Below are 25,502 nucleotides of genomic sequence, written 5' to 3' on the forward strand. Positions count from 1 at the left end.
TGGCTGCCAACCATGATCACCGTCGCGCTGGCCAAGGGAGCCCTGCTCAAGGACTCGGTTCGCCGCTTCGCGGCCGCTGGCCTGGATTTCGCGGCGGTGCTGGAGCCTGGCAATCGTCAGCTGATGGTGCCCAGCGTTTGCGGCCGGGCCCGGGCTCTGCTTGTGCGCAACGCGGATGTGCCGGTCTATGTGGCCTACGGCCAGGCCCAGCTTGGGGTGGTCGGTTACGACGTCTTGAAGGAACACCAGCTGCCGGTAGCGCAGTTGGTGGACCTCGGTTTTGGCGGTTGCCGGATGAGCGTGGCCGTGAAGGCCTCCAGCCCCTACCGCCGGGCCAGTGATCTGCCTGCTCACTGCCGGATTGCCAGCAAGTTCACCCGCTGCGCTGAGGAGTATTTCGACGCTCTGGATCTGCCCGTTGAGCTGATCCACCTGGCCGGTTCTGTCGAACTCGGGCCGATCACGGGCATGAGCGAAGCCATCGTCGACCTGGTGGCCACCGGCCGCACCCTCGAGGAGAACGGCCTGATCGCCATCGAAGACCTCTTCCACTCCACCGCCCGCCTGGTGGGTCACCCCCTGTCCCTGCGACTGGATTCCGGCGAGATCCAATCGATCGTCGATCAGATCGCCAGCGCAGGCGCCTGATGGCCAAGCGCGACCGTCAGCGGCTGGTGCGTCTGCTGCCCTACCTGGGGCGTGATCGCAAACGGCTGCTGCTGACCCTGGTGCTGCTGATCCCCGTGGCCGGTGCCGCGGCGGTGCAACCCCTGCTGGTGGGCCAGGCCATTTCAGCTTTGCGCCAGGAGCCCGTGCTGGCCTGGCTCGAGCCCCTATCCCTTTCGGGCCAGCTGCGCACCCTGGTGCTGCTGCTGTTGGTGGCGGTCTTGATTCGACTCGGTCTGCAGGGACTGCAGAGCTTCAACGTCCAGGCCGTTGGCCAACGGCTGACCGCGCGGATTCGCAACGATCTGTTCGCCCATGCGATGGATCTCTCCCTTCGCTTCCATGACCGGACGCCGGTCGGCAAGTTGCTGACCCGACTGACCAGTGACGTCGATGCTCTTGCTGAGGTCTTCGGCAGTGGTGCCGTCGGACTGCTGGCGGACCTGGTCACCCTGTTGGTGATCGCCGGAACGATGATCGCGATCGAACCGCGCCTGGGGGTGCTGCTGTTGGCGGTGCAACTGCCCGTCACCTTGACGATGCTCTGGTTGCAGAAGCGCTACCGCAAGGCCAACTACCGCGTCCGCGAGGAGCTCTCCCAGCTGAACGCGGATCTCCAGGAGAACCTCCAGGGCTTGGAGGTCGTTCAGATGTTCCGGCGCGAGTCCCACAACTCCGCCCGCTTCTCCCGCACCGCGGATGCCTACCGCAGTGCCGTCAACGGCACGATCTTTTACGACTCCTCGATCTCCGCCCTGATCGAGTGGGTGTCCCTCGGGGCGATCTCCCTCGTGCTGGCCCTGGGGGGCTGGATGGTGACCGCCGGCGCCATGGGCCTCGGCACCCTGACCACCTTCATTCTTTATTCCCAGCGCCTCTTTGACCCCCTGCGCCAACTGGCGGAGCGCTTCACCCAGATCCAGGGGGGCCTCACCGCCGTTGAGCGGATCGGTGAATTGCTCGAGGAGCCCATCGAGATTCAGGAGCTGCCCCTCAACCAGCGCTCGGCCGCCGCGATCCGCACGGGCAGCGAGATGAGCAGCGCCGGTGAGGTCGTCTTTGAGAACGTCTCCTTCGCCTACCGGCCGGACGACCCTATACTCACGGACCTCTCCTTCCGGTTCGCCCCCGGTGAGCACGTCGCCCTGGTGGGGCCGACCGGGTCTGGCAAGACCACGATCATCCGCTTGCTCTGCCGCCTCTATGAGCCGCAGCAGGGCCGGATCCTGCTGGATGGCGTAGACATCCGCGAGTTGCCGATCCCGACCCTGCGCCAACGCTTGGGGGTCGTGCTTCAGGACACCTTCCTCTTCAGTGGCAATGTCGCGGACAACCTCCGCCTCGATGGTTCCGTCAGCGATGCCGAGCTGGAGCGCCTCTGCTTCGAGCTGGGATTGGAGCCCCTGCTGGATCGACTGCCCTCCGGCCTGGCCACCGAGCTGCGGGAGAGGGGCAGCAACCTCTCCTCCGGTGAGCGTCAGCTGCTCTCGGTCGCCCGGGTGGCGATCCGCAACCCCTCGGTCCTGGTCATGGATGAGGCGACGGCCTTCCTCGATCCCTCCACCGAGGCAACCCTGCAGCGGGACCTCGACAAGCTGCTGCGCCAGCGCACCGCCATCGTCATCGCCCACCGCTTGGCCACCGTGGAGGCGGCCCACCGGATCCTGGTGCTCCAGCGTGGTCGCCTGATCCAAGAGGGCACCCACACCGAGCTGCGCGCGGCCGGCGGTCTCTACGCCCAGTTGGCCGAACTGCAGGAGCGCGGCCTGGCCAAGCTCTAGGCGAGCGTTCGCTCCAGCCAGTTCTCAAGGACCTCGGCCAAGGGACCCGGCGCGCTGCGCATCGGCAGGTGCCCTTCCCCGGTCAACTCGTGGACTTCAGCATCGCTGGCGTAGCCGGCGAGATGGCGGACGTAGCGCGGCTCCATCACCGTGTCCTTGCTGCCCACCACCCAGAGGCTGGGCACCGTCAGTTGGCTGGCGAGCGCCGGCAGTTGGCGGACGGCTCCGCGCTGCATGCTGCAGGCCAGGAGCCCCCGGGCGGCGCGCAGTTCCGCCACCAGCGGGCTGCGAATCGCCTCGGTGCCCGGCAGTTGCGCCAGCCAGGTCGGGCGCCAACGCAAAAAAGTGGCGCCGCCGTTGCGCACCATCCGAAACGGCCGCGGTTGATAGACCCCGCCGCCTGAGGCGATCTGAACGATGCCCCGCAACTGCTCCCCCAGCTGGGGGGCGGCATGCAGCACCAGGCTTCCCCCCAGGGAATGGCCGATCAGCACGATCGGCCGCCCCTCGGCCCGCTCCCGCGCCGCCTCGGCCAGCCAGCGGCCGTAGCTGACCAGGTTGGTGCGCAGTTCCTTCGGGCGTGGGCGTTGACCAAAGCCCGGCAGATCCGGGGTCCAGAAGTCCCAGCGTGGCTCCAGGGCTTGGGTCAGGGGCTCCCAGAGCCGCCCGGAGAGCAGCCAGCCGTGCACGCCAACCAGCAGAGGTGCCGCGTTCAGGGATCCCAATGCAAGAAACGGACCCAGCCTGCATCAAGGGGGTGACCTGGTGGGTCAGGATCACCCCAGCACTGGAGCAGGCTCCGTTCTGATTGGTTCCACCGCCACCGAACTCGAGGAGCTCTACGGCCGGGACCATCGCGTCTGCGTGACGCCCAATCCCAATGCCGCCTTGGTCTTGAGCCAGGAGCGGGAGATCGACCTCTACGACCTCGAGCAGCTCACCGATGCGGTGGGCTGGAGCCGCCGTCCCCTGCGGCGGGTGCGCAAGGCCCTCGAGAACAGCCTCCTGGTGGTGGCCCTCTGGCGCCATGACGCGCGCCTGCCGCGCCTGGTGGGCTTTGCCCGCTGTACTGGCGATGGTGTGATCGAGGCCACCGTCTGGGACGTTGCCGTCCATCCCCATTACCAAGGGCTGGGCCTGGGCAAACAGCTGATGCAGTACGTGATTGAGCGGCTGCAGCAGATGCAGGTGGAGCGCATCAGTCTCTTCGCGGATCCAGGCGTGATCGAGTTCTATGGCGCCCAGGGTTGGGAGCTGGAACCCCAGAACCGCCGCTGCGCCTTTTGGTACGCCCCCTAGCGGTAGTAGCGCTGGGCGAGCTCGTCTTCCGTGGCCCCCTGACGCCAGGCCCTCCGCAGAGCGGCGTTGCGTTGCGCGGTTTTGAGTACGCCATCCCGTCTCCAGCGGCGGCCATGAACCGCGAGCGGTAGGCCGAGACGGCGGATCGGCGCCAGCGGTTGCAGCCGTTGGATTAGATCCAAGTCCTCCATGAGCGCGAGGGGGCGCATGCCGCCGGCCTGCTCGAGGAGCGCGCGCGGGAGCAGCAGCCCCTGATCGCCGTAGGGCAGGGCCCTGAGCTGGCAGCGCCAGTGGACGGCCCACTCCAGCAGCCGCAGGTTGAGGCCGGCCGCGGCGACCTGGAAGTCGAAGTACCAGGCGGCCGGTTCATCGGCCATGGCCCGCTCCACCCGCGTCCCCCAACCCGTGGGGAGCCTCGAGTCGGCGTGCAACAGCAACAGCCAGGGAGCCGTTGCCGCCGCAATGCCGACCTGCAGTTGCCGTCCCCGGTTGGCACCGCTGCGTAAGACCTGAGCCCCAGCCCGTTGGGCGACCGCCGCTGTGTCGGGCTCAGGGCTGGAATCCACCACGATCGTCTCGCGCACGAGCCCGGCTGGTGCTTGCTGCAGGTCCGCCAGCAAGAGCGGCAACCGCTCGGCCTCCAGCCGCGCCGGGATGACCACCGCCAGGGGGGGGCGGCTCATGGCGGTGGCAACTGGCAGCGCCACCAGTTCTCGAGGTCCTGGCCTTCGTCGAGATCGTTCTGCTCCCGCAGCAGCTGAACCGGCAAGGCGCGTTGCGCCGCCGCCGCCAAGCTGCTCTGCAGCACCTGGCTGGTTCCCCAGGGGATGCCACTCATCAGGTGGGCGCCGGCCCGCTGGAAGCCGGCGCGGTTCAGGCCCATCAACCAGTAGCCCCCATCGCAGGCGGGGCCGATCACCAGGGGTGCGCTGAGCAGGGCCTCGGCGGCGGCCTCCAGGTCCTGGGTTTCCAGGCCCGGCAGGTCCGTGCCGATGACGAGTACCCGTTCAGCCCCCCCCTGAAAAGCCCGCTGCAGTTGCCGTTGCATCCGGCAGCCCAAACTGCCGCCCCCCTGCGCGCTCAAGCGCGCGCCCGGTGCAAGCGGTCGCAGCTCCTGCTGCCAGCGGCGCAGGCCGCGGGGCCCCAGTCCATCAACGGCGACCTCCAGGCTGTGCCCGTGCCGTTGGCTCCAGCTGCCGCCCACCTGCAGGCTGTGCTGGGTGAGCCGGCGTTGCACCTGGGCCGCGCTCCAGCGACCGGTTTGGCGTGCCAGTCGGCTTTTGCAGCGGCCGGGGGCTGGCCAGCGGGCCATCACCACCAGCGTCAACGGGGCAGTGGCCATGCCGCGCCTACTTTCCGCGCGGGAGTTCGGCGGGTTTGATCTGCAGGGTCAGGGTCCGCTCCTTCCGCTGGATCACGATCGCCAGGTTCTGGCCGACCCGGCCCTGGTCCACGGCGACCTGCACTTCGGAGGGGTTCTTCACGGGCTTGCCCCCCACCTCTTCGATCAGGTCACAGGCGCGCATGCCTCCCTTGGCGGCCGGGCTGCCTGGGATGACCTCCACGACGACGACCCCCTTGGTTTCCGGCAGGCGGCATTCGGCATCGGTCGCATTCACCTCCCTGGCCAACTGCGGGGTGAGGGCCTGCAGGCGCACACCGATATAGGGATGGGAGGCTTGGCCGCGATCCAGGATTTGGGCGGCAATCTGGCGGCCAAGGTTGATCGGGATCGCAAAGCTCAGGCCCGCCCCTGGGGCCTGGCGGATGGCCGTATTGATCCCGATGACCTGGCCCCGGTCATTGATCAAGGGGCCGCCGCTGTTTCCGGGGTTCACGGCCGCATCGGTCTGGATGTAGGGGACCCGCTGCCCTTCGCCGAGGGCATTGGTGCGCTGCACCGCACTGATGATTCCCAGGGTGACCGTGTTGTCGAGGCCGAGGGGGTTGCCAATCGCAATCGCCCATTCGCCGGGACGCACACTCTTGGAGTTGCCCAGGGGGGCCACCGGCAGGTTGGCGGCTGCCACCTTCACCACGGCGACATCGGTGATCGGGTCGGAGCCCAGCACCTTGCCTTTGAAGTTGCGCCCATCGGGCAGGGTCACGCCGACTTCATTGGTGCCCTCCACGACGTGGGCGTTGGTCAGGATCACCCCGTCGGAGCGGGTGATGAAGCCCGAGCCTTGCCCCTGCTGTTGCTGCACCGAGGGTCCGCTGCCAAAGAGGCCGCCCATCGGGTTGACCACCCGCCGCACCGTGTCGATGCGCACGACCGCCGGTCCCACCTTGTCGACGGCGTTTACCACAAAGCTTTTGCCCCCAGGTAGCGGAGCAGCAGCTGGGGCATCACTGACCTGGGCGGGATCGCTGCCCTTGCCACTACCCCAGCCGGGCAGGCGCAGCCCGGTGCCGTTGCAGCCGCTCAATCCCAGGCCGAGCAGCAGGCAACCCAAGGCGAGCTGGGGGCGAACGCCATGCATCAAACGGGTCATGCTGCGCGCGGGCGTGGGGCAGGTGTTCAGGCGCATCATCGGAGACACTCCCCCTTCAGACCACCCCTATATTCATGAGCCCCAGGGGACGACGTGACGGTGCAGCAGGGAGAAACGCTGTGGCGTCAGGTTCAAGAAGCACTCCAAGGGAACCTCTCCAAGCCCACCTTTGAGACCTGGATTCGTCCAGCGACCTGTGTCGCGCTCCAGGGCAACGAACTGCAGCTGCTCGCCCCCAACACCTTTGCCTGCGGCTGGCTGCGCAAGAACTACCTGAGCACCATCGCGGCGGTGGCTAGCGAGATCGCCGGTCGCTCGATCGCGGTCAGCGTGGAAGCCGGTGGCGAATCGGCTCAGGGCATCACCCTGAACGGTCAGCCCCCCACCACCGCCGGCGTGGACGCGGCCCCCGGCAGTCCCGCCCCCCAGCAACGCACCGCTACGGGGGAAGCCCCGCGCAAGCTGGCCCCGGGCCTGAATCCCCGCTACGTCTTCAACCGGTTTGTGGTGGGGCCGAACAGCCGCATGGCCCACGCGGCGGCCCTCGCCGTTGCGGAATCCCCCGGCCGGGAATTCAATCCCCTCTTCATCTGCGGTGGCGTGGGTCTGGGCAAGACCCACCTGATGCAGGCCATCGGCCACTACCGCCTCGAGATTGACCCTGACGCCCGGGTCGCCTACGTCAGCACCGAGACCTTCACCAACGATTTGATCCAAGCCATCCGCAAGGACGGCATGCAGAAATTCCGGGACCGCTACCGGGCTGCTGATCTGATCCTGGTGGACGACATCCAATTCATCGAAGGCAAGGAGTACACCCAAGAGGAGTTCTTCCACACCTTCAACGCCCTGCATGAAGCCGGGCGCCAGATCGTCATCGCCAGCGATCGCCCCCCCAGCCAAATCCCCCGGCTGCAGGAGCGCTTGATCTCACGCTTCTCGATGGGCCTGATCGCCGACATCCAGACCCCGGATCTGGAAACGCGGATGGCGATCCTGCACAAAAAGGTCGAGCACGAGCGGGTCAGCTTGCCCCGGGACTTGATCCACTACCTGGCGGGTCGCTTCACCTCCAACATCCGTGAACTCGAGGGTGCTTTGACTCGGGCCGTGGCCTTTGCCTCGATCACCGGCCTGCCGATGACGGTGGAATCGGTCGCGCCGATGCTCGATCCCGCGGGCGTTGAGGTGGAGGTCACTCCGGATCAAGTGCTCAGCAAGGTGGCCGAGGTCTTTGGTGTCGGCGTCGATGAGATGAAGAGCGCCAGCCGCAAACGGGCCGTCAGCCAAGCCCGCCAGGTGGGCATGTATCTGATGCGCCAGGGCACCAACCTCTCCCTACCCCGCATTGGCGATGCCTTTGGCGGCAAGGATCACTCCACGGTGATGTACGCCGTCGAGCAAACCGAGAAGAAGCTCGCGGCCGATCCCCAGCTGGGTCGCCAGGTTCAGCAGGTGCGCGATCTCCTTCAGATCGACTCCCGCCGCCGCACCCGCTAGGCGTTAATCGGTGATCGGCTCACTGGGGTCGAGGCCTTCGACTTCACCGGAGAAGACGCGGCTGGCGGTGATGTCATCCGCTTCGAGAGTCATCAGATCCAGCTTGGTGAGCTGACTGCTGTTCATCACCTTGAACAGACGATTGGCCTGGCGCATCCGTGCGCGATCGATCGCATTGCGGATCGAGCGGGCATTCGCAAAGAACGGCAGTTGCATGCGCCGATCGATGTAATCCGCGAAGGCTGCCAGGGCCTCCTCGCTGAAGCGGTAGTTCTCCTCCGCCAGGATCAACCGGGCAATCGCGAGCAGCTCACTCGCGCTGTAGTCCGGGAAATCAATGTGATTGGCGACCCGGGAGGAGAGACCTGGATTGCTTTGGTAGAAGACATCCATACGCTCCTTGTAGCCCGCAAAGATGACGACGAGGTCATCGCGGTTGTTCTCCATCACCTGGAGCAGGATCTCGATCGCCTCCGCGCCGTAGTCCCGCTCGTTTTCAGGACGATAGAGGTAGTAGGCCTCGTCGATGAACAGCACCCCGCCCATCGCCTTTTTGAGCATCTCCCGCGTTTTCGGTGCGGTGTGGCCGATGTATTGCCCCACCAGATCATCCCGGGTGGCGGTGACCACATGGCCTTTGCGCACATAGCCGAGCTTGTGCAGAATCTGCGACATTCGCTCGGCCACGGTCGTCTTGCCCGTGCCCGGCCGACCCGTGAAGGACATGTGCAGGCTGGGGGCCGTCGTGGAGAGCCCCACCTGCTTGCGGGCGCGATCGACGACCAGCAGAGCCGCGATTTCACGGATCCGCGTTTTCACGGGTTTGAGGCCGATCAGCTCCCGGTCGAGTTGATCAAGAACGTCCTGAACCTCGGCGCCTTCGTAGGCGGCCTGGAGATCAACCGGCGTGCTGTCGGGCTGCTCAGATGAGACCATCGATGGCAGCGGCAAACGCGTGGTCAGCCTCGCCGATATTGGCCCCCTCCTCTTCAGGCCTCAGGGTGATGTTCACGTATGTACGACCAAAACTGAGGTCGGGGTAACGCCCTTCCTGTTCACAGAAGTCGTTGAGGCGATCCAGAAAAGCCCGATTGCCTGCGTAATCCTCGAATTCAATCCGGCATTCCAGCCATTCGACGCGATCGGGCTTGGGCCGTGGGTTCCAACGTTGATCCATGGCTTGACCCTACGCCGCGAGGCAGTCGGTCCTGCCGATCACCAGGCGACCTGCCCAGGAGGCGGCATAGGCCCGGTTGGCCTCCTGTTCCTCCGGGTTAGTCGTGTCCAGGGCGTGGGGCATCGTGCCGCTGATGGCCGCGTTGGTCACGCAGAACATCGACTTCTGGAAGCTGCGGCAAATCTTTTCGCGCACATCCCCCTCGCCGCGGGTGCGTTCCCAATACCACTCGTGTAGACGCTTGGGCAGATGGCGGTACATGTCCTGCATCAGCAGGCTGGGCGGAACGCCGGCACCCATCGTGGGTAGGGGATCGGCGTAGAGGGCGCCGTAGGTGAAGGTCGCCTGGTCCGGTGAGATCTGCTGGGCCTGGGCGTTGTAGCTGACGGTGCCCAGGAAGGGCATGCCCCGCAGGAAGACCGCTTCGACGTAGGGGACGGCCACATCCACCAAGAAGGTGAGCTTGGCCTCGGGCGGCAGGATCCAGAACCGTTGCCCGCCGATCATCACGCCGTATTCGATCGGGTTGGCGGCGGCCGCCACCAGTCCCTGTTTGATGAAGTCGACCACATCCGGGATCGAGCGCACGGAGCCAGAGCGCTCAGCCTTGGCCAGATCGATGAACAGATCGCTCATCACCCGCCAGAACTGACCCAGGGCATGGGTCGTGGCGGCGTTGCGGATCAGTTCGCTCAGGAAATCCGGGAAGAGCGGATGCAGGATTGCCAGCAGCGGGTCGCGCCGGCGCTTGGCGGCGATGATCGCGTTGCAGTTCTCGGCGAAGGCCTCACTGTCGAAGTAGGCATCCATCCCGCCGGTGGCATGCCAGAGCATGCCTTTCATGCAGTACTCGGCGTACTCGAAGTTGATTCGGTCGTGGTTGAGATGGCGCCAGATCTTGGCGGGGCTGAGGTCCCCGTCGAGGTACTTGAAGATCGGGAATGGATTGAGGAACTGATGTTCCCCTTGGTAGATCAGGTTCTTGCTGTAGGCGTCCAGGACTTCGCCATAGCTCTCGAGCACATCGACGACCTCGATCAGATGATCGGGGGTATCGCTGAGGAGGGTTTCACCGCCAAGCAGCTTGGCGATGATCTGCTCGGTGTCGAGGCCGGGGTTGCTGTGAACCAGCTCGGCAGGAATAACAGGCATCTCAGCTCACTCCCATCGATTGCAGGGCCAAGGCGGTGATCGAGGTCTCGCTCAGGTAACTGAGGCCAAACGGTAAGAGCCCAAGCGCAACAATCGCTGCCGCCAGGGCGATGGCCGGATAGGTCTCCCTCGGAGCCACCGGAGCGAGTTGCACGTCCAAGCGGGCGTCCTTGATCGGATCGTCGCTGTCCGGGGTAATGGAGAGGCGGCCGAAGAAGGCGCGGTTCACCAGCAGCAGGAAGTAGACCGCCGTCAGACCCGAGCCAACCATCGAGAGCAGGGTGGCGACGGGGAAGGCCGCGATGCTGCCGCGGAAGACCAGGAATTCGGAGATGAAGCCCGCCATGCCGGGCAGGCCGGCGCTGGCCATGACCGCCAGGATCATCAGGGTTCCGGTCAGGGGGAGACCCTTCTCGGGGCTCAGCAAGCCATGGAGCACCTTGAGATCGCGGGTGCCGGTCTTGCGGTAGACGATGCCCACCAGCAGGAAGAGCAGGGCCGAAATCAGACCGTGGGCCACCATCTGGAAGACGGCCCCAAGCAGGCTGATCGGCGTGTTGGCCGCGGCAGCCAAGAGCACGTAACCCATGTGGCCGACCGAGCTGAAGGCCACCATTCGCTTCATGTCGGTCTGGGCGATGGCCGCCAGGGAGCCATAGAGCACGGAGATGGCCGCCCAAATGGCTAGGCCCGGGGCCAGTTCAGCCCAGGCTTCCGGGAAGAGCTGCAGACCAAACCGCAGCAGGCCATAGGTGCCGAGTTTCAGCAGCACACCCGCCAGCAGGACCGAGACCGGGGTGGCGGCCTGGGTGTGTGCATCCGGCAGCCAGTTGTGCAGCGGCACCAGGGGGATCTTGATGCCAAAGCCCAGCAGGATCGCCACCAGCAGAACGATTTGACCGCCCATGGCCAGGCGATCCGAGAGGACCGGGGTGATGCTGAAGTCGACACTGCCGGTGAGCAGGGCCAAGCCCAGGAAGGCCCCCAGGATCAACATCCCGGAGATGGCCGTAAAGATCAGGAACTTCGTGGCGGCATAGGCCTTGTTGGCGCCCCCCCAAACTGAGATAAGGAGCCAGAGCGGGATCAGCTCGAGCTCATAGAAGAGGAAGAAGAGCAGCAGGTTGTCGGCGATGAAGGCACCATTTACGGCACCGCTGATCAGCAGCAGCATCGCGAAGTAGATCCGCGGCCTTCGATCGATATCGCGGGTGATGACCGCCGAAACCAAAGTCAGGGCGGCATTGATCAGCACCAACGGCAGGGAAAGGCCGTCGATCCCGAGGGAATAATCCAGACCGATGCCCGGCAGCCAGCTGTGGAATTCCTGCAGCTGCATCCCGGCAATGCCGGGATCGAACTGGACGGTGATCACCAGGCTGGCCAGCAGCTGGACCACAAGGATGGCGATCGTGATCAGGCGCAGCCGTCCCAGGGGTTGCTCCCCCGGCCAGAGCAGCAGGATGGCGGTCCCCAGGAAGGGGATCAGAAGCAGAGAACTCAGCAACATCGATCAACCTCCCCGTCCGAGCTGGAGCACACCGAGCAGCAAGACAATCGCCAGCAACACCGTCAGCACGTAGCTCTGGGTCTTACCGCTGACGCTGAGCTTCAGTCCGTTGGCGGTGGCCATCGAGAGGTTGCCGACACCATCGGCCATGGCCTTGATCACGTTGAGATCAAACCAGAGGGTGAATTGCGCCAGGTTGGCCACGAGGCTGACGACCGTGCGCTTGTAAATCTCCGGCGTGTAGAAGTCGTAGGCCAGCAGATCCTGCAGGGTTCGGATCCACGGCGTTGTGGAGCGTGACCAGAACTGATCGAGGGGGATCAGGGCTCCGATCACCACACCGATCAGGCCGGAAACTGAGACCGCACCGGCCACCGGAAGGCTGAAGGAGGCGATTCCTGGTACGGGATCGATGCGCTGCATCATCGCGGGCAGCAGCAGCACGATCACGCTCAGGCTGACCATGGGCAGGGCCATCAACCAATTGACCTCAGGCGCACGCTTGGTCTTCGGCAGAGGCTTCCCAAGGAACAAGGAGCGGTAGACCCGGGTGGAGTTCGTGGCCGTCAGCAGGTTGGTGAGTAAGAAAACCACCGCAAAGCCCGGCGCGCTGTCCTGGAGGCTGTTGACCATGAGGCCGTAGCACCAGAAGGAGCCGAGGGGCAGCAGACCGACGACGCCGGCGCTGCCGATGATGAAGGCCAAGGAGGTCGCGGGCATGCGGGTGCCAATGCCGCCGAGCTCCGTCAGGTCCTGACAGTTGGTGGTGGCGATGATGCTGCCCACCCCCATGAACTGCAGCGCCCGGGCCAGGCCATGGGCGAAGAGCAAGAGCAGGGCAATGCCAGGCAGTTGGAGGGCGATCGCGATGAAAACGAGACCCAGATAGGAGGTCGTCGAGTAACTGAAGGCGCGTTTGAGGTCCACCTGGGCCAAGGAGACCAGGGCTCCACCGATCGCACTGATGGCTCCGACCGCCAGCAAGACATCAGTGGCGACCGGCGAGAGCCGAACGATCGGCATCAGCTTCATCAGCACGATCGCCCCGCAGGTCACCACGACGGAATTCCTCAGGATCGAAGCCGGGTTCGGGCCCTCCATGGCTTCGTCGAGCCAAAGGTGCATCGGGAACTGGGCGCACTTGCCCATCGGGCCTGCAATCAGGCCGAGGCCCAACAGGCTGATGCCGAGTGGTCCGAGGGCCCCCGTTCCCTTGAGGTTGCCGGCCCAGTCGTAGAGGTCGTTGAACTCCATCGAGCCGGCAAAGGCCGAGAGTGCAACCACCCCCATCAACAGCAGAACATCGCCAACGCGCTTGGTCAGGAAAGCGTCGCGGGCGGCGGTCACGACCAAGGGCTGGGCATACCAGAACCCCACCAGCAGATAGGTCGAAAGCGTGAGCATCTCCAGCAGGAAATAGCTCATGAAGAGGTTGCTGCTGAGCACCACACCGCTCATGGCCCCTTCGAAGAAACCGATCAGGGCGTAGAAGCGGGCCAGGGACCACTCTTTGTCGAGGTAGCCCAGGGCATAGACCTGGCAGATCAGGCTCATCGTCGTGACGAACTCCAGCGCAGCCAGATTCGTCAGCGAGAGATCGAAGCCAATGCGGAGATTCAAGTCAGCGGCCTGGAACCAGGCCAGATCGACATGCTGCGGTCCGATCTCGTAGACCGAGCGGATCACCAGGCTGCCGTGCACAACGGCGAGCAACGTGATCAACAGATTGAGGTAGGCCGCCGGACGGGGGCCATTGCGCTTGATCCACCCCGTCGCCCAGGGCAACGACAGGAGCATCCCACTGAACCCGTAGATCGGGATCAGCCAGATCAGTTGCAGGGGGAGGGGTAGAGCGGCGCTCAAACGGTTAAAGAATTGGGCCGCCGAATGCGGCTTCGGTGGCGGAATTTAGGCGCTTCTGATGCCGATTGACGAAACCAGAAGCATCCAAGCGACTCAGAAGCTGGCGCGGTCCTGCAGGGTTCCGCGGCGGCGGTTGCCGTAACGGCCATACCCACGTGGACGGCGACCGCCGAGCTCCTTGAGCCAGGCCTCCAGGTCCTGCATATGGTGCTGCTCGTCGTCCAGCAGGGACTGGAAGAAGGCCGCGTTGTTTTGGTCGTTCAGCAGACGACAAAAACGCACGGCTTCGTCGTAGTGGCTGACGAGTTGCTGCTCCAGATCGGCGTTCTGCTCGAGCAGTCCCACCAGATCGGTGGCGTGGGTGACCGGCTGCAGTTGGGAGGCTGCCGGTGCCACGCCAAGGGAGAGCATCTGCTGGACGATCCGCTCAGCGTGTTGCATCTCCTCCACGGTTTCCTCGCGGAACCGTTCGGCGGATGCCTCATCACCCCAGAGCCCCGCGAGGGAGGCCTGGGTCATGTACTGCTGAACAGCGGTCAGCTCAAGGCTGAGGGCTCGCCCCAGAAAACCCAGGACGCGCGGATGGACGGCGTCCATGGTCATCAGGCCCGGCGGTTGTTGGTGCTGGACAGGGCGGGCTCCACTTCGGCGTGGGGGCGGGCAATGATGTGGGCTGCCACGAGGCCGTCACCCACGCGCTCGCAGGCGTCGGCGCCAGCGCGAACGGCGGCGTTCACAGCACCGGTTTCGCCACGCACCAGCACGGTGACGTAGCCACCACCGACGAACTCGCGACCGATCAGGGTCACTTCAGCCGCCTTGGTCATGGCATCAGCTGCTTCGATCGCGGGCACCAGACCGCGGGTCTCGATCATGCCGAGAGCAATGCCTTGAACGGAAGAAGCCATGGGGGAGGTGCGAGTGGAGGGGGTAGAGCGGTTGCCGCCGGAGCCCGAGCCGGAGGCAGAGGAGCGAGAGGCCGCAGCGCGGGTGCTGCGGCGGGCGGCCGGAGCCGCCTTGGCGGCGGAGCTGGCCGCGGTTTTCGCGGGGGTCGAAGCGACCGTCTTGGCGGTCACCGTCACGGGGGCAGAGGCTGCCGCCGGAGCGGGGGTGCTGGCCTTGGCGGCCGCCGCGGGGATCGCGGTCACCGGAGTGGTCCCGGCCGCAGGCTTAGCGGCAGCTGCTTTGGCGGCAGAAGGCTTCGCGCTGGTTTTTGCGCTCGCTGACGTGCTGGTGGCTCGGGATCGTGGTGTGGCCATGACGGTGATGGGCTAAGCCCGGTGGATGGTCGCTGGTGGAAACGGAATGGACCCAGGCTGGCTGGGAGGAACGCAGGGCTCCTTAGCCGTCGGGCGACCAGTGGTCGATGATGCCGCCGATCGTGAGATCGGTGAACAAGTTGGCGTTGCCGGTGGCGTGGCGGGCAGCGGAGCCACTGGCGGTGAACACCCAATTGCCGGGGGAGGCACCCACCGGATCGGTGGCGACGTTCAACTTGCCCTTGGAGTTGCGCAAGATCCGCAGGTTTTGGTGGGCGAAGCCCTCCACCCGTTGGGTGCAGACCATCGATCCCATCACCTGCATGATCTCCATTACTTGGCTGCCCCTTGGGGTTTGCCCGCCGCCATCTCTTTGCCGGCGTCTGGATCCCAGTGGTCGATGATTCCGACGATCGTCAGATCGCTCGGATAGGACTTGCTGCCGGCCGCTTCGCGGGCCGCGGAGCTACCGACGCAAATCACCCAATCGCCGGGGATGGCACCGACGGCATCGACAGCCACCTTCTGGGTGCTGCCATCGAGCACGACCTGGAGGTGTTTGTGCTGGAAGTCCGCGATGCGGTTGGTGGAAACCAGTGGCTTCACCACTTTGCAGATCAACATGTCAGTGCCCCCCTCCTGTGTTGAACGTGATTGAGGAACTTACGGTCTCGGCCGGAATGTGCCGATCGCGATCCCTCACGGTGAGAAGGGTGTGCAAAAGACCTTGCTCACAGAGTTCGCTGTAACGGGCCTCGATGGCGGCCTTCACCCGCTCGCAGTGCTGGATTGCACGTTCGCGGGCACCGGGAACGGCACCGTGGTAGTCGAAGCGCAGCACCACCGGAATCGGTAGACCGCGGGAGACGTTGAGGCCCTTGAAGATCTTGACCCCGACGTCGAGATCGGGAGCGCCTTCTTCCACGGTGTCCATGTAGGCGAAGTAGGTCAGGTTGCGCAGGTGGATCTCCTTGAAGCCGATGCCCACACCGATGAAACGCTCGGCGTGGCCGAAATCGCTGTAGCTGCCGCCGTGGTACTGGCGGACGTAATCGATTTGAGAAAGGTTGTTCTCGATCAGTCGGCTGATCAGCTTGACCATGCCCTGATCGGGGGCCCCGGCTGCAGCCGAGCTGACCTGCTTCTCGATCTCATCCCGGGCCTGGTCCGCGCGCATGCCGCGGGTCGCCTCATAGACGTCGCGGGCATCGAGCCAGCGCTCCAGGTTGGTGCTGCCCTCGGCACCGGGAACGTGGACCCGAATCGCGTCGGTGTCCGTGTCCATGCCGATCAGCAACAGATCGACGGAGGCGCCGCAGCAGAAGCTGTTCTCGACCGCTTGCTGGAAGTCCTGCAGACGTTGCAGCCCCTGGGCGGCGGCGGCGGTGTCATCGCTGCCATGGGCGGCGCAGCCCTCATGGCAGGGGTCCTTCGAGCTGAAGTGGTAGACGACCGTTTTCAGGTAACGGGTGTCGGCGTGGGCAGGGTTCGGAAGCCCTTCGCGGTAACGCCTGTGCTCGGTCTTGACCCAGCGGTCGACGGTGTTCTCGACGTCGAACATCGCACCGGCATGGGAGCGGCGGCGCACCGAGCTGAACGGCAGCCTGAGCGCATAGGCGATCGCATGGGCCAGGCGACCGTCTGCGCAGGGGGTGACATCCAAGAGATGGAAGCCGCACTCCAGCAGGAAGGCGTTGAAGGATTCGGCGTCGCTGCTGCCGGACTGGGCCGCCAGGGGATCGTCGTTGAAGAAGGAGAGGCTGGCTTGCTCGTAGGCCTCAAAGACGCACCAGGCAAAGAGGGTGCGCATGTCCAGTTGCGCGGTCCAGGCGGTCTCGAGGATCGGCTGGGGCAGCTCATGGCCCAGCTCAGCGAGGGCCAGGCGCTGGGCCTGCTCAACAAAATTGTTCTCGTGCTGAAGGGCCGAGAGGCGCTTCAGGACCGGCACGATCCGGTCAAAGGAGCCAAGGGTCTGCTCCTCGTAAGCCCGTAGGGCGGCGTTGGCTTGGCCGTTGCTCAGTGGATGGAGTCCACCGGAACGCATCGAGCTGGCCGAGAGGACTGCACTGGAGCTGCGGTCCAGAACGACCTGGGTCGCGACAGGACGAACGCGGCGAGCGTTCCCCAGCTTGGTGCTGACCACCGCGCTGGAGGGTTTCTTTGCCCTGGGGCCGCTGGGGCGTGTCGCGCCGCTGGGGGTGCGGGAGGCGTTCGCCAATTCACGCTGACGCAGAACCTTGCTGAAGGCACTGCTGGGGTTGAGCTCAGCGGGAGAGTCCGCTGGGTTGACCGAGACCGGGTCCCCAGTGCCGCGTTGGCGGCGGCTGGGGGCCGTTGGTGCTAGCGGCCGCTCGTTATTGGCGGAACGCTGAGGCATCTCGAAGTGCTCCTCAGCCCCGGGCGCCGCCGGAGACGGTGATCAGAGAGCCCTGATCGGTGCTGCCGCTGGAGCCGGTCACCTTGTTGTTGGGAGCGGGAACTTCGTCGTTGCGCTTCGGCTGAACGCCGGGCATGGCACTCATCGGACCCACGCGGGTGGGGTTCCGGCGGCGGGCCGAACGGCCCTCGGTGCCGGTGACGCGGTCTCCACGATCCCAGTCATCGCCGGTGATCTTGGTGCCGGAGCCTTCCCCGGTGACGCGGGAGGCTTGGGCCTCATCGGCGGCGATGGCCACGGGCTCCTGGGCTTGGGCCAGGCGCTGGCTGGAGCGACGGTCGAAGCGGAACTGTTCAGTGCCGGTGATCTTGCCGCTGGCCATATCGAAAGGACCAGTGATCCGTCCGCCTTGCTCGTAGGTGCTGCCGGTGACGCGACCGGTGCTTTCGCGCTCTTCCTGAGCAGCACGCGCCGGGGATTGGACGCTGAACTCTTGCCAAGCCGCACCGTTCAGGGGCTGGGGAAAGTCGGCATCGCGGCTGGGAGCAGTGCCGCAGGCGTTGGCCTGTTGGTCCGCACCGACGTAGGGGGTGCCGCTGATGGATTCGCAGGCGCCGCGCTCGGCGCCGGTCATCACACCACCGATGCCGGGCTGAATGCCGGTCATGCGGTTGGAGTTGCGGACGGGGGTGCGCTCACGGACAGCGCGAACGGCGGAGGTGTTGCAGAAGTCGCCTGCCTGCTCGAGGCCGGCGTAGGGGGTGCCGGTCACCACCTTGCAGCTGCCGGGCTCATCACCGGTGACTTTTTCAGAGCGGCCGGTGCGGCTGCCGCTGACCACTTGATTGCGGTTGGTGATGCTGAAGCCCACCTTCGCGGCTTCCGGTGCGGGACGCGTGCCGCAGAAGCCGTCGAACTGCTCGCTGCCGATGTACTCATCACCAGTGACGTTGCGGCAGCTACCGGGTTCATCGCCGGTGACTTGCTTGCTGCGGCCCACGGCGGTGCCGGTGACATCGGTGCCCCGAAGGGTGTTCTGGCTGCTGACCTTGGTGGCCGCACGGCCACCGACGCTGGCATCAGAACCCAGGTACTGGTCGCCCGTCAGGTTGCGGCCTGAACCGGCTTCATCTCCGGTGACGCGCTCGCTGCGACCCACCATGACGCCGCTGACGGCCTGGCCGCCTTGGGTCTGGCTGCGCCCCACCTTGCGGACGGACGGATTCACGCCACCGCAATAGGAGCTGGACTGGTTGGCCGAGATGTACTCGGTACCGGTCACGGTCTTGCAGGTTCCGGGCTCATCGCCGGTGACCTTTTCACCGCGGCCGACTTCGTTACCGGTGACGCGGTTGCCGTGGCTGGTGGCGCTGACGCGCACCTTTGAGGGCTGGTTGCTGCTGGCGGGTTGGCCACCGCAGAAGGTCTGGAACACCTCGGCGCCGAGATATTCGGTACCGGTGATCGAACGGCAGGTGGCTGCTTCGTTGCCGGTGGTTTTCACCGAACGGTTGGCTTGGGTGCCGGTGACCGTTTGACCGGAGAGGGTTTCGCTGACGCCCACCTTCCAGGCGGCATCGGCGGCGGCTTGCTTGGCGCCGTGGCGGTTGGGGCCGCTGGGGCGGGTGCCGCTGTTGCGGGCACTGCCGGCAGCACCGGTCTTGCTTTTCAGCTCACGGACTTTCTGGGCCAGCTCGCGGGCACTCAGATCAGGGTTGATCTGGCGGGCGACAGCCGCGGCACCGGTCTTGGTGGAGTTGCTGGCGGACTTACCGCGCTTGCTCAGGGCCTCACGGCGAGCCAGTACCAGGGCGCGGCTGGCGTTGTGCTGAGCGGTCCCCTTGCGGGCAGCGGCGCGACGCTCACTGCCGGCACGGCTGGAGCTAGAGGCAGCCCGCTCGCTGGAGAGCGACAGGGACGCCGAACGGGATTGTTGGGTATCGCTGGTCTTGTCTTGGCACTTGCACTTGTGCTCAGCAGCGGGCGCCGCAGCTGCCTTCGGGGCTTCCTTCGCGACGTCGGTGCGGGTGCGGTCTTTGGAGGTGTCCGCGCGCTTGCCACCGCGAGTCATGGCCTCACGGCGGGAGAGCACCAGGTCGCGGCTGGGGTTCGAAACCCGCTTGCCGGCGTTGGACCGATGGGCGCTGATGGGGGCGGACAGCTGACGGGTCGGTGCCGCAGCAGGGTCAACTGCTTCAGCGGCAGCCGGACGGGGGGCGCTGCTGGGAGCGGCGTTGGTCCGGGTCGGACGGGCATCGGAAGCGCTGCGAACGCGACCACCACCGCTGCCGTAACGGCCGGAGGCTTTCTTACCGCCGTCGGTGAGGGCCTTGCGGCGCTCCAGGGCTGCTTCGCGACTCGATTTAGTGGCCATGTCCGCCCGGTGTATGGAATGACTGGATGGCATTAACGGGCTGGTTGATCTCAATCAACCCAGCGCGACAATGCTTGGAATCTGAAGGCGGAAACCCGCAATCAGATGGTTAATGCGTAAAAGAAGGAGTGGTCTCGAGATCACCCGAGACCACAACTTGATGAAGGCGCTTTATCAGCGGCCTTCGAACACCACGAAGCAAGCGCCTTGGCTTTGGGTGTAGGCGTCGTAGCCCACGAGACGCACGTGGTGGTCGGGGTAAGCGCGGTGGCAAGCTTCGAGCTCGTTCACGATGACGCTCAGGTCCTTCTCACCGAAGAAGGGCAGCTTCCAGTAGGACCAATAGGTGGCCATGGAGCGGCTGGGGTGGACGTGCTCAACGAGCGGGCTCCAACCCTGGGCAATGATGTACGCGATCTGGTCGTAGATCTCGTCCTGGGTCATCGGCGGGAGGAAGCCGAAGGTCTCCAGGGTGGCGACTGTTTGGTAGTCACCCACGGTGCTCTTGAAAGGCATGGGGTTCCTTGAGATGGATGGAATGAATGAACCTTGATTTGGTTCGATGTCCTGTTCCGATCACTGAGTGGGTAGGAGTCAACCGAAGCTGACTCCGTCTCCCACTCGCTTCGAAATCAGTTGACGTCGAGCTTGTCGACGGTGTCGAACTCGAACTTGATTTCCTTCCAGGTCTCGAGGGCGATGGCCAGCTCGGGGCTGTGCTTCGCGGCTTCCATGAGGATGTCGCGGCCTTCGCGCTCAATCTCGCGACCGGCGTTACGGGCTTTGACGCAGGCTTCCAGTGCCACGCGGTTAGCCGCAGCACCAGCAGCAGAACCCCAGGGGTGACCGTGGGTACCACCACCGAACTGGAGCACGGAGTCGTCGCCGAAGATGCTCACCAGGGCCGGCATGTGCCAGACGTGGATACCGCCGGAGGCCACGGCGAACACGCCGCCCATGGAACCCCAATCTTGGTCGAAGAAGTTACCGCGGCTGCGATCTTCGGGAACGAAGGATTCGCGCAGTTGGTCGATGTAGCCGAGGGTGGACTGACGGTCGCCCTCGAGCTTGCCGACCACGGTGCCGGTGTGCAGCTGGTCACCACCGGAGAGACGCAGACACTTGGCGAGAACGCGGAAGTGGATGCCGTGCTTGGGGTGACGGTCGATCACCGCGTGCATGGCGCGGTGGATGTGCAGCAGGATGCCGTTCTTACGGCACCAGTGCGACAGACCGGTGTTAGCGGTGAAGCCACCAGTGATGTAGTCGTGCATGATGATCGGCTGCCCGAGTTCCTTGGCGAACTCGGCCCGCTCGTACATCTGCTCAGGGGTGGCGGCGGTGCAGTTCAGGTAGTGACCCTTACGCTCGCCGGTCTCCTGCTCAGCGGACTTCACAGCTTCGGCAACGAACTCAAAGCGGTTCTGCCAACGCTGGAAGGGCTGGGAGTTGATGTTCTCATCGTCCTTGGTGAAGTCGAGACCACCGCGGAGGCACTCATACACAACCCGGCCGTAGTTCTTACCGCTCAGGCCGAGCTTCGGCTTGATGGTGCAACCCAGCAGGGGACGGCCGTACTTGTTCATACGGTCGCGCTCGACCTGGATGCCGTTCGGGGGACCCATGCAGGTCTTGATGAACGCCATCGGGAAGCGGATGTCTTCCAGACGCAGGTGGCGCAGAGCCTTGAAACCGAAGACGTTGCCGACCAGGGAGGTCAGAACGTTGGTGACGGAACCCTCTTCGAACAGGTCGAGGGGGTAGGCGATGAACGCATAGAAGGATTCCTTGTCGCCAGGAACGTCTTCGATGCGGTAGCAACGGCCCTTGTAGAAGTCGAGGTCGGTGAGGAGCTCGGACCACACAGTGGACCAGGTGCCGGTGGAGGATTCAGCAGCCACAGCAGCGGCAACTTCTTCCTTGGGAACGCCTTCCTGGCCGGTGCACTTGAAGCAAGCCAGCAGGTCGGTGTCGAGGGGGACGTAATCAGGAGTCCAATACGTGTCGCGGTACTCCTTAACCCCAGCGTCGTACTTCTTAGCCATGGAGAATCTCCGAGTGGGTCGAGGGAAATAAGTCAGAGGGATGAGAGGCCATCAATGGCCTAACTCAGTCCTCAGTCCTTCGAACCAACGAAGCCGGCGCTGCTGTTCAGAGCAGGCTCCACTTCACGGTGGGGGCGAGCAATGATGTGGGCGGCAACCAGGCCATCACCCACGCGCTCGCAGGCATCGGCGCCAGCGCGAACAGCAGCGTTCACAGCACCGGTTTCGCCGCGGACCAGAACGGTGACGTAACCGCCGCCCACGAATTCGCGACCGACCAGGCGCACTTCGGCGGCCTTGGTCATGGCGTCAGCGGCTTCGATCGCTGGGACCAGACCCCGGGTCTCGATCATGCCGAGGGCGATGCCCATGGTTTCGTTAGCCATTACCTGCTCCTGGAGGAGGGGTGGAATGTTCGCCAGCAACCTTGCTTCGGCAACGATCCGTAAGTCAAGACATTTGGAGCTCAATCACGATCACCGTCCCCTCAGTCTTTGATAAGAGCGGCTGATCAGTGCATCACAAAACTTTGGGGATCCTTCTCGGGTGGCTTTCGGGTCGGGTGCCTGACGTCTCCAAAAGCACTGCGGTTAGAGCGATTCGGCGTCTGAGAGATAGGCAACGCCGCCGTAATACTCCAGTAATGGCTTGAGGGTGACCCGCAGTCCCTCCACGATCTTTGGCTCGCAAAACACCAAGACGTGGGCATTCGCACCCAGTCCGCTGAAGTCCATGGCCTCTGATACGGAGCCGTGGGGGCCCTTGCCGGTCACGTGTTTCATCACGGTGTAGCCCGGTGAGCCGGCCGCATCGATCGCTTTGAGGACGGCATCGAGCTCCCGCTCGCTCACGATCACATCGAGACGTTTCATCGCTCAGCCGGCGGCGGGAAGGACGGTGTTGATCAGGGCCATGTACAGCGGGATCCCGACCAGGATGTTGAAGGGAAAGGTCAATCCCAGGGCCGTTGAGGTGTAGAAACTCGGGTTGGCCTCTGGAACCGTCATCCGCATCGCCGCAGGGACCGCGATGTAGGAGGCGCTGGCGCACAGCACGACAAATAGAAGGGCATTGCCAGGGCTGAGAGCCAATCCCCTGGCAATCAACGTGCCCAGGAGGGCGTTAAAGAGGGGCATTAACACCGCAAAACTGATCAGAAAGACACCGGCTTGCTTCAGGTCCCGAAGGCGTTGGGCGGCGACGATGCCCATGTCGAGCAGGAAAAAGCTCAGGGCGCCATAGAACAAGTTGTCGGTGAAGGGCAGCATCTTTTCAACGCTGCTGGGGCTGTTCGCGGCACTGAGAAAGCCCACCAACAAGCTGCCGACAAGGAGATAAACAGAGCCGTTCAGCAGCGCCTCATGCAGCACTGCTCCCCAGCGCATTCCGCCTGAACTGGGGCGTTGCTGCGGCGCCGCCAGTTTCACCAGGAGCAGGCCAACAATGATCGCCGGCGACTCCATCAGCGCTAGCGCCGCGACCATGAAGCCGTCGTGCGGCACGTGCTGGGTGTCCAGAAAGCTTTCGGCAGTAATAAAAGTCACCGCCGAGATCGAGCCGTAGGTCCCGGCAGTGGCGGCTGCATTGAAGCTGTCCAGCTTCCAGCGCAACACCGCGAAGGAATAAAGCGGCACCACGAGGGACATCAGGACCGCGGCGGCAATGGTCGGTAGGACTTGGCCACTGACGCCGCTGTGCTGCAACTCGAGGCCGCCCTTAAAGCCAATCGCCAGCAAGAGATAGAGCGAGAACTGCTTCGGCAGGGGGGCGGGGATCTCCAGATCCGAGCCCACCAACACGGCAATGCCGCCGAGGAAAAAGAAGAGGACCGGGGGCGTGAACAGGTTCTGGAGAACCAGGCTGGTGTCCATCCAGGAACCCGTTGCGATGGGTCGATTCTGGGCGCTCCCCAGAACTGTTCAGAGCTGCACACATCCGGCCAGGCGCCGCTTGCAGCGCCTGGGGACCCTCCCTACGGTTCGATCGAGGCAGGTGCCCCTGGATTTGTCTGGGGTGGAATGTTCAACCCAACCTGCCTCACCCCTTTAGGCGGCACAATGGCGGCCCCTGGCGTCATTGGATGCGACCTGGCACGTCCCAGCCGATTTTGGTGATTGCCAGTGGCAACCCCTACAAGGTGGCCGAGATCCGCTCGATGTTGGATGCGGTCGACCTGGAGGTTCGTCAGCAGCCGGATGGCCTCGAAATTGAAGAAACCGGCTCGACGTACCTCGAAAACGCTCGCCTGAAGGCCTGCGGGGTGGCCCAGTTGACGGGGCAGTGGGCGCTGGCCGACGACTCCGGCCTCGAGGTCGATGCCCTGGCGGGTGCCCCGGGCCTCTACTCGGCCCGTTACGCCGCCACGGACCCCGAGCGCATCCACCGGTTGCTGCAGGAATTGGGATCGAGCCCCTACCGCAGCGGCAGCTTTAACAGCGCCATGGTGCTAGCCGACCCTGAGGGCCGCCCGGTGCTCGAGTCCGAGGGCATCTGCCGAGGTGAAATCCTTACCAGCCCCCAGGGGACTGGCGGCGGTTATGACCCGATCTTTTGGGTGCGTGAAGCCGGCCTGACTTATGCCCAGATGGGTCAGCACCTCAAGGACAAACTGGGTTCCCGTGGCAAGGCCGCGCGTGCGTTAGCGCCGGGCCTTAAGGAGATCTTCGGTCTGGCCTAAATCAGCGGGCTGAGCGCCTGTTGATCTGCTCGACCGCGCGCATGGCGGCGGCGGCGGCTTCGTTCACATCACCTTCCCAGCCGGCCAGGGTCAGGCGGCCGAAGGCGCCGACGGCTTTGACGTCAACGACCGTGATGTTGCTCGCCTTTTCGGCCTCATTGGCCGCGAGTAGGACATAGCCAGCGGGTTCGGTCTCGAGGATGAACATGCTCATGCCCGCCTGGATCATCGAACCACGCCGGTTCTGACGGTTGATCAGCACCGCATGGTCCGGGGTGATCGCGCGAATCACCTCGGTCCAGGTCACGCTGCAACGGGTCCGTTCGTCGACGCTGCTGCCGATCGCCTCCAGCACGACATCGCCGGAGTGGAGCACATTGCTCTGGTCGCGGTGATAGAGGGCGAGGGAGCCAAAGGCCCGCTCGACGATCATCTGGCCAAGGCGGACCGTGCTGGCCTTCAGGGCAATGTCGGTGACCCGGTGCACGGCCATGCCCGGGGAGACCTCCAACCAGAGGCAGGCATCGCCGGGGATCGGCAGGAAGCCTTGGCTCACCGTGCCCATGTAGGTGGCGAGCTGGGGTTGGAGCGAGTCGAGAAAAACGTAGGTGCGCAGTTCGATCGATTCGACCGCACTGGCTTGGCTCACCAGCCGCGCTTCGCTGTCGGTGGTGATGACGCAGCTGGCGGCCGATGGATGGAGCTCATCCAGGGAGGTGCCACTGCCGCTGAATCCCAGGTCGGTGCCAGTGATCTGGACCGATGAACTGCGTCGCCTGGGATTGCGTTCGATCAAGGGGTCGGGATGCTCCCTGAAGTTGGTTCAGCACCGCCTTCATGGCGGTGAGGTCCTCAGCTGACCAGCGGGAGGAGCGCGGCGATCTTACCGCCCGATCTCTGTGTCCTCGCTCGCTAACGCCGGCCTGAAAAGGTGTCCACGGCCACAACCGCCGCCGCTGGCGTGGCTAACACGGGCCCATCCGCGGTGCGTTCGCGATGCTCACACCGTCCACCAGGCTTCGTCTGCAGAACATCGTCCACCGCATTGGTGCGGACGAGGCGGTCTCGTTGGAGGAACGGATTTATCTCCAGAAATTTGCCGACCGCCATCACGCCGTCGCGGCATGGCTGCGCCAGGCCCGGCGCCGGCAGCAGGCGGCCTCCAGCCAAGGGGTCGATCGCTTGCTGGCGGAGCTGGATTTAGGGGATGTGGAACCAGGGCCATCCTTTCGGCCGGATCCGGAGGATCCCGGCGATCTCGGCGATTGGTTCGGCCATGCCCCGGATTGGTTGCGGCGCAGTTGATGTCCGCTTGTCCCTGGGGTCT

27 protein-coding genes are annotated in these 25,502 nt (G+C 64.7%); 6 read left to right on the forward strand and 21 right to left on the reverse strand.

All coding sequences use genetic code 11. The annotated features are described in order from the left end of the window. The first annotated feature begins 12 nt into the window (after nucleotides 1-12). The gene (hisG, locus tag H0O22_RS01890) at nucleotides 13-648 is read left to right on the forward strand and encodes an ATP phosphoribosyltransferase (protein ID WP_185187383.1); all 636 of its coding nucleotides are present in this window, start codon (nucleotides 13-15) and stop codon (nucleotides 646-648) included. Continuing rightward, the gene (locus H0O22_RS01895; protein ID WP_185187384.1) at nucleotides 648-2,447 is read left to right on the forward strand and encodes an ABC transporter ATP-binding protein; all 1,800 of its coding nucleotides are present in this window, start codon (nucleotides 648-650) and stop codon (nucleotides 2,445-2,447) included. Before hisG ends, H0O22_RS01895 begins: the two co-directional genes overlap by 1 nt. Here H0O22_RS01895 and H0O22_RS01900 read toward each other — a convergent pair. Further along, nucleotides 2,444-3,172: an alpha/beta fold hydrolase gene (locus H0O22_RS01900; RefSeq protein WP_370521460.1), complete on the reverse strand. Its 729-nt coding sequence runs from the start codon at nucleotides 3,170-3,172 to the stop codon at nucleotides 2,444-2,446. The genes H0O22_RS01895 and H0O22_RS01900 overlap by 4 nt on opposite strands. 79 nt (nucleotides 3,173-3,251) lie before the next feature. Between H0O22_RS01900 and H0O22_RS01905 the strand changes: the two genes are divergently transcribed. Continuing rightward, on the forward strand, nucleotides 3,252-3,746 hold the full coding sequence (locus H0O22_RS01905) for a GNAT family N-acetyltransferase (protein WP_370521499.1): 495 nt from the start codon (nucleotides 3,252-3,254) through the stop codon (nucleotides 3,744-3,746). On the opposite strand, the gene H0O22_RS01910 is transcribed toward H0O22_RS01905, so the two are convergent. The 3 genes from H0O22_RS01910 to H0O22_RS01920 are packed head-to-tail and all read right to left on the reverse strand — an operon-like array spanning nucleotide 3,743 to nucleotide 6,280. Next, nucleotides 3,743-4,429 carry a TIGR04283 family arsenosugar biosynthesis glycosyltransferase gene (locus H0O22_RS01910; protein ID WP_185187385.1) on the reverse strand — a complete coding sequence of 229 codons (687 nt, stop codon included), beginning with the start codon at nucleotides 4,427-4,429 and terminating at the stop codon, nucleotides 3,743-3,745. The genes H0O22_RS01905 and H0O22_RS01910 overlap by 4 nt on opposite strands. Continuing rightward, a complete protein-coding gene (locus H0O22_RS01915) occupies nucleotides 4,426-5,088 on the reverse strand; it encodes a TIGR04282 family arsenosugar biosynthesis glycosyltransferase (protein ID WP_185187386.1) in 663 nt (220 codons plus the stop codon). Before H0O22_RS01915 ends, H0O22_RS01910 begins: the two co-directional genes overlap by 4 nt. Before the next feature lie 7 nt (nucleotides 5,089-5,095). Then, a complete protein-coding gene (locus H0O22_RS01920; protein ID WP_370521500.1) occupies nucleotides 5,096-6,280 on the reverse strand; it encodes a trypsin-like peptidase domain-containing protein in 1,185 nt (394 codons plus the stop codon). Nucleotides 6,281-6,334: 54 nt separating this feature from the next. Between H0O22_RS01920 and dnaA the strand changes: the two genes are divergently transcribed. Continuing rightward, nucleotides 6,335-7,741, forward strand: a complete 1,407-nt coding sequence (dnaA, locus tag H0O22_RS01925; RefSeq protein WP_185187387.1) for a chromosomal replication initiator protein DnaA — start codon at nucleotides 6,335-6,337, stop codon at nucleotides 7,739-7,741. Between the two features lie 3 nt (nucleotides 7,742-7,744). On the opposite strand, the gene cbbX is transcribed toward dnaA, so the two are convergent. The 16 genes from cbbX to H0O22_RS02010 form a co-directional block, all read right to left on the reverse strand. After that, on the reverse strand, nucleotides 7,745-8,677 hold the full coding sequence (gene cbbX, locus H0O22_RS01930) for a CbbX protein (RefSeq protein ID WP_185187388.1): 933 nt from the start codon (nucleotides 8,675-8,677) through the stop codon (nucleotides 7,745-7,747). Beyond that, nucleotides 8,664-8,918, reverse strand: coding sequence for a 4a-hydroxytetrahydrobiopterin dehydratase (locus H0O22_RS01935; protein WP_185187389.1), 255 nt, complete (start codon nucleotides 8,916-8,918; stop codon nucleotides 8,664-8,666). Before H0O22_RS01935 ends, cbbX begins: the two co-directional genes overlap by 14 nt. Before the next feature lie 9 nt (nucleotides 8,919-8,927). Beyond that, nucleotides 8,928-10,070 (reverse strand): CO2 hydration protein, encoded by a 1,143-nt coding sequence (locus H0O22_RS01940; RefSeq protein ID WP_185187390.1) that lies wholly within the window; start codon nucleotides 10,068-10,070, stop codon nucleotides 8,928-8,930. A gap of 1 nt (nucleotide 10,071) precedes the next feature. Beyond that, on the reverse strand, nucleotides 10,072-11,580 hold the full coding sequence (locus H0O22_RS01945) for an NADH-quinone oxidoreductase subunit M (RefSeq protein WP_185187391.1): 1,509 nt from the start codon (nucleotides 11,578-11,580) through the stop codon (nucleotides 10,072-10,074). A gap of 3 nt (nucleotides 11,581-11,583) precedes the next feature. Beyond that, complete coding sequence (locus tag H0O22_RS01950; RefSeq protein ID WP_185187392.1) at nucleotides 11,584-13,443, reverse strand: NAD(P)H-quinone oxidoreductase subunit F; 1,860 nt, start codon at nucleotides 13,441-13,443, stop codon at nucleotides 11,584-11,586. Between the two features lie 93 nt (nucleotides 13,444-13,536). Continuing rightward, nucleotides 13,537-14,040 (reverse strand): ferritin-like domain-containing protein, encoded by a 504-nt coding sequence (locus H0O22_RS01955; protein WP_185187393.1) that lies wholly within the window; start codon nucleotides 14,038-14,040, stop codon nucleotides 13,537-13,539. A 5-nt stretch (nucleotides 14,041-14,045) separates the two neighbouring features. Next, nucleotides 14,046-14,702, reverse strand: coding sequence for a BMC domain-containing protein (locus H0O22_RS13380; protein ID WP_304623028.1), 657 nt, complete (start codon nucleotides 14,700-14,702; stop codon nucleotides 14,046-14,048). A gap of 82 nt (nucleotides 14,703-14,784) precedes the next feature. Further along, the gene (locus H0O22_RS01970; protein ID WP_185187396.1) at nucleotides 14,785-15,036 is read right to left on the reverse strand and encodes a carboxysome peptide B; all 252 of its coding nucleotides are present in this window, start codon (nucleotides 15,034-15,036) and stop codon (nucleotides 14,785-14,787) included. Beyond that, nucleotides 15,036-15,326, reverse strand: coding sequence for a carboxysome peptide A (locus tag H0O22_RS01975; RefSeq protein ID WP_185187397.1), 291 nt, complete (start codon nucleotides 15,324-15,326; stop codon nucleotides 15,036-15,038). Before H0O22_RS01975 ends, H0O22_RS01970 begins: the two co-directional genes overlap by 1 nt. A gap of 1 nt (nucleotide 15,327) precedes the next feature. Next, entirely contained in the window at nucleotides 15,328-17,079 is a 1,752-nt protein-coding gene (locus H0O22_RS01980) for a carboxysome shell carbonic anhydrase (protein ID WP_255439409.1), read from the reverse strand. Nucleotides 17,080-17,092: 13 nt separating this feature from the next. After that, nucleotides 17,093-19,453: a CsoS2 family carboxysome shell protein gene (locus H0O22_RS01985; protein WP_185187398.1), complete on the reverse strand. Its 2,361-nt coding sequence runs from the start codon at nucleotides 19,451-19,453 to the stop codon at nucleotides 17,093-17,095. 174 nt (nucleotides 19,454-19,627) lie between these two features. Continuing rightward, nucleotides 19,628-19,969 carry a ribulose bisphosphate carboxylase small subunit gene (locus H0O22_RS01990; protein WP_010316537.1) on the reverse strand — a complete coding sequence of 114 codons (342 nt, stop codon included), beginning with the start codon at nucleotides 19,967-19,969 and terminating at the stop codon, nucleotides 19,628-19,630. A 116-nt stretch (nucleotides 19,970-20,085) separates the two neighbouring features. Next, nucleotides 20,086-21,498, reverse strand: coding sequence for a form I ribulose bisphosphate carboxylase large subunit (locus H0O22_RS01995; protein WP_185187399.1), 1,413 nt, complete (start codon nucleotides 21,496-21,498; stop codon nucleotides 20,086-20,088). A 71-nt stretch (nucleotides 21,499-21,569) separates the two neighbouring features. Further along, a complete protein-coding gene (locus H0O22_RS02000) occupies nucleotides 21,570-21,884 on the reverse strand; it encodes a BMC domain-containing protein (RefSeq protein WP_010306728.1) in 315 nt (104 codons plus the stop codon). 204 nt (nucleotides 21,885-22,088) lie between these two features. After that, a complete protein-coding gene (locus H0O22_RS02005; RefSeq protein WP_185187400.1) occupies nucleotides 22,089-22,370 on the reverse strand; it encodes a transcriptional regulator in 282 nt (93 codons plus the stop codon). 3 nt (nucleotides 22,371-22,373) lie between these two features. After that, entirely contained in the window at nucleotides 22,374-23,369 is a 996-nt protein-coding gene (locus H0O22_RS02010; protein ID WP_185187401.1) for a sodium-dependent bicarbonate transport family permease, read from the reverse strand. 209 nt (nucleotides 23,370-23,578) lie between these two features. On the opposite strand from H0O22_RS02010, the gene rdgB reads away from it, so the two are divergent. Further along, nucleotides 23,579-24,175 (forward strand): RdgB/HAM1 family non-canonical purine NTP pyrophosphatase, encoded by a 597-nt coding sequence (rdgB, locus tag H0O22_RS02015; RefSeq protein ID WP_185187402.1) that lies wholly within the window; start codon nucleotides 23,579-23,581, stop codon nucleotides 24,173-24,175. A gap of 1 nt (nucleotide 24,176) precedes the next feature. On the opposite strand, the gene H0O22_RS02020 is transcribed toward rdgB, so the two are convergent. After that, on the reverse strand, nucleotides 24,177-24,971 hold the full coding sequence (locus H0O22_RS02020; RefSeq protein WP_185187403.1) for a BMC domain-containing protein: 795 nt from the start codon (nucleotides 24,969-24,971) through the stop codon (nucleotides 24,177-24,179). Between the two features lie 200 nt (nucleotides 24,972-25,171). Between H0O22_RS02020 and H0O22_RS02025 the strand changes: the two genes are divergently transcribed. After that, entirely contained in the window at nucleotides 25,172-25,480 is a 309-nt protein-coding gene (locus H0O22_RS02025) for a hypothetical protein (RefSeq protein ID WP_185187404.1), read from the forward strand. Nucleotides 25,481-25,502: the final 22 nt, after the last annotated feature.

The sequence above is a fragment of the Synechococcus sp. LTW-R genome, from assembly GCF_014217875.1.
Lineage (GTDB): Bacteria > Cyanobacteriota > Cyanobacteriia > PCC-6307 > Cyanobiaceae > Vulcanococcus.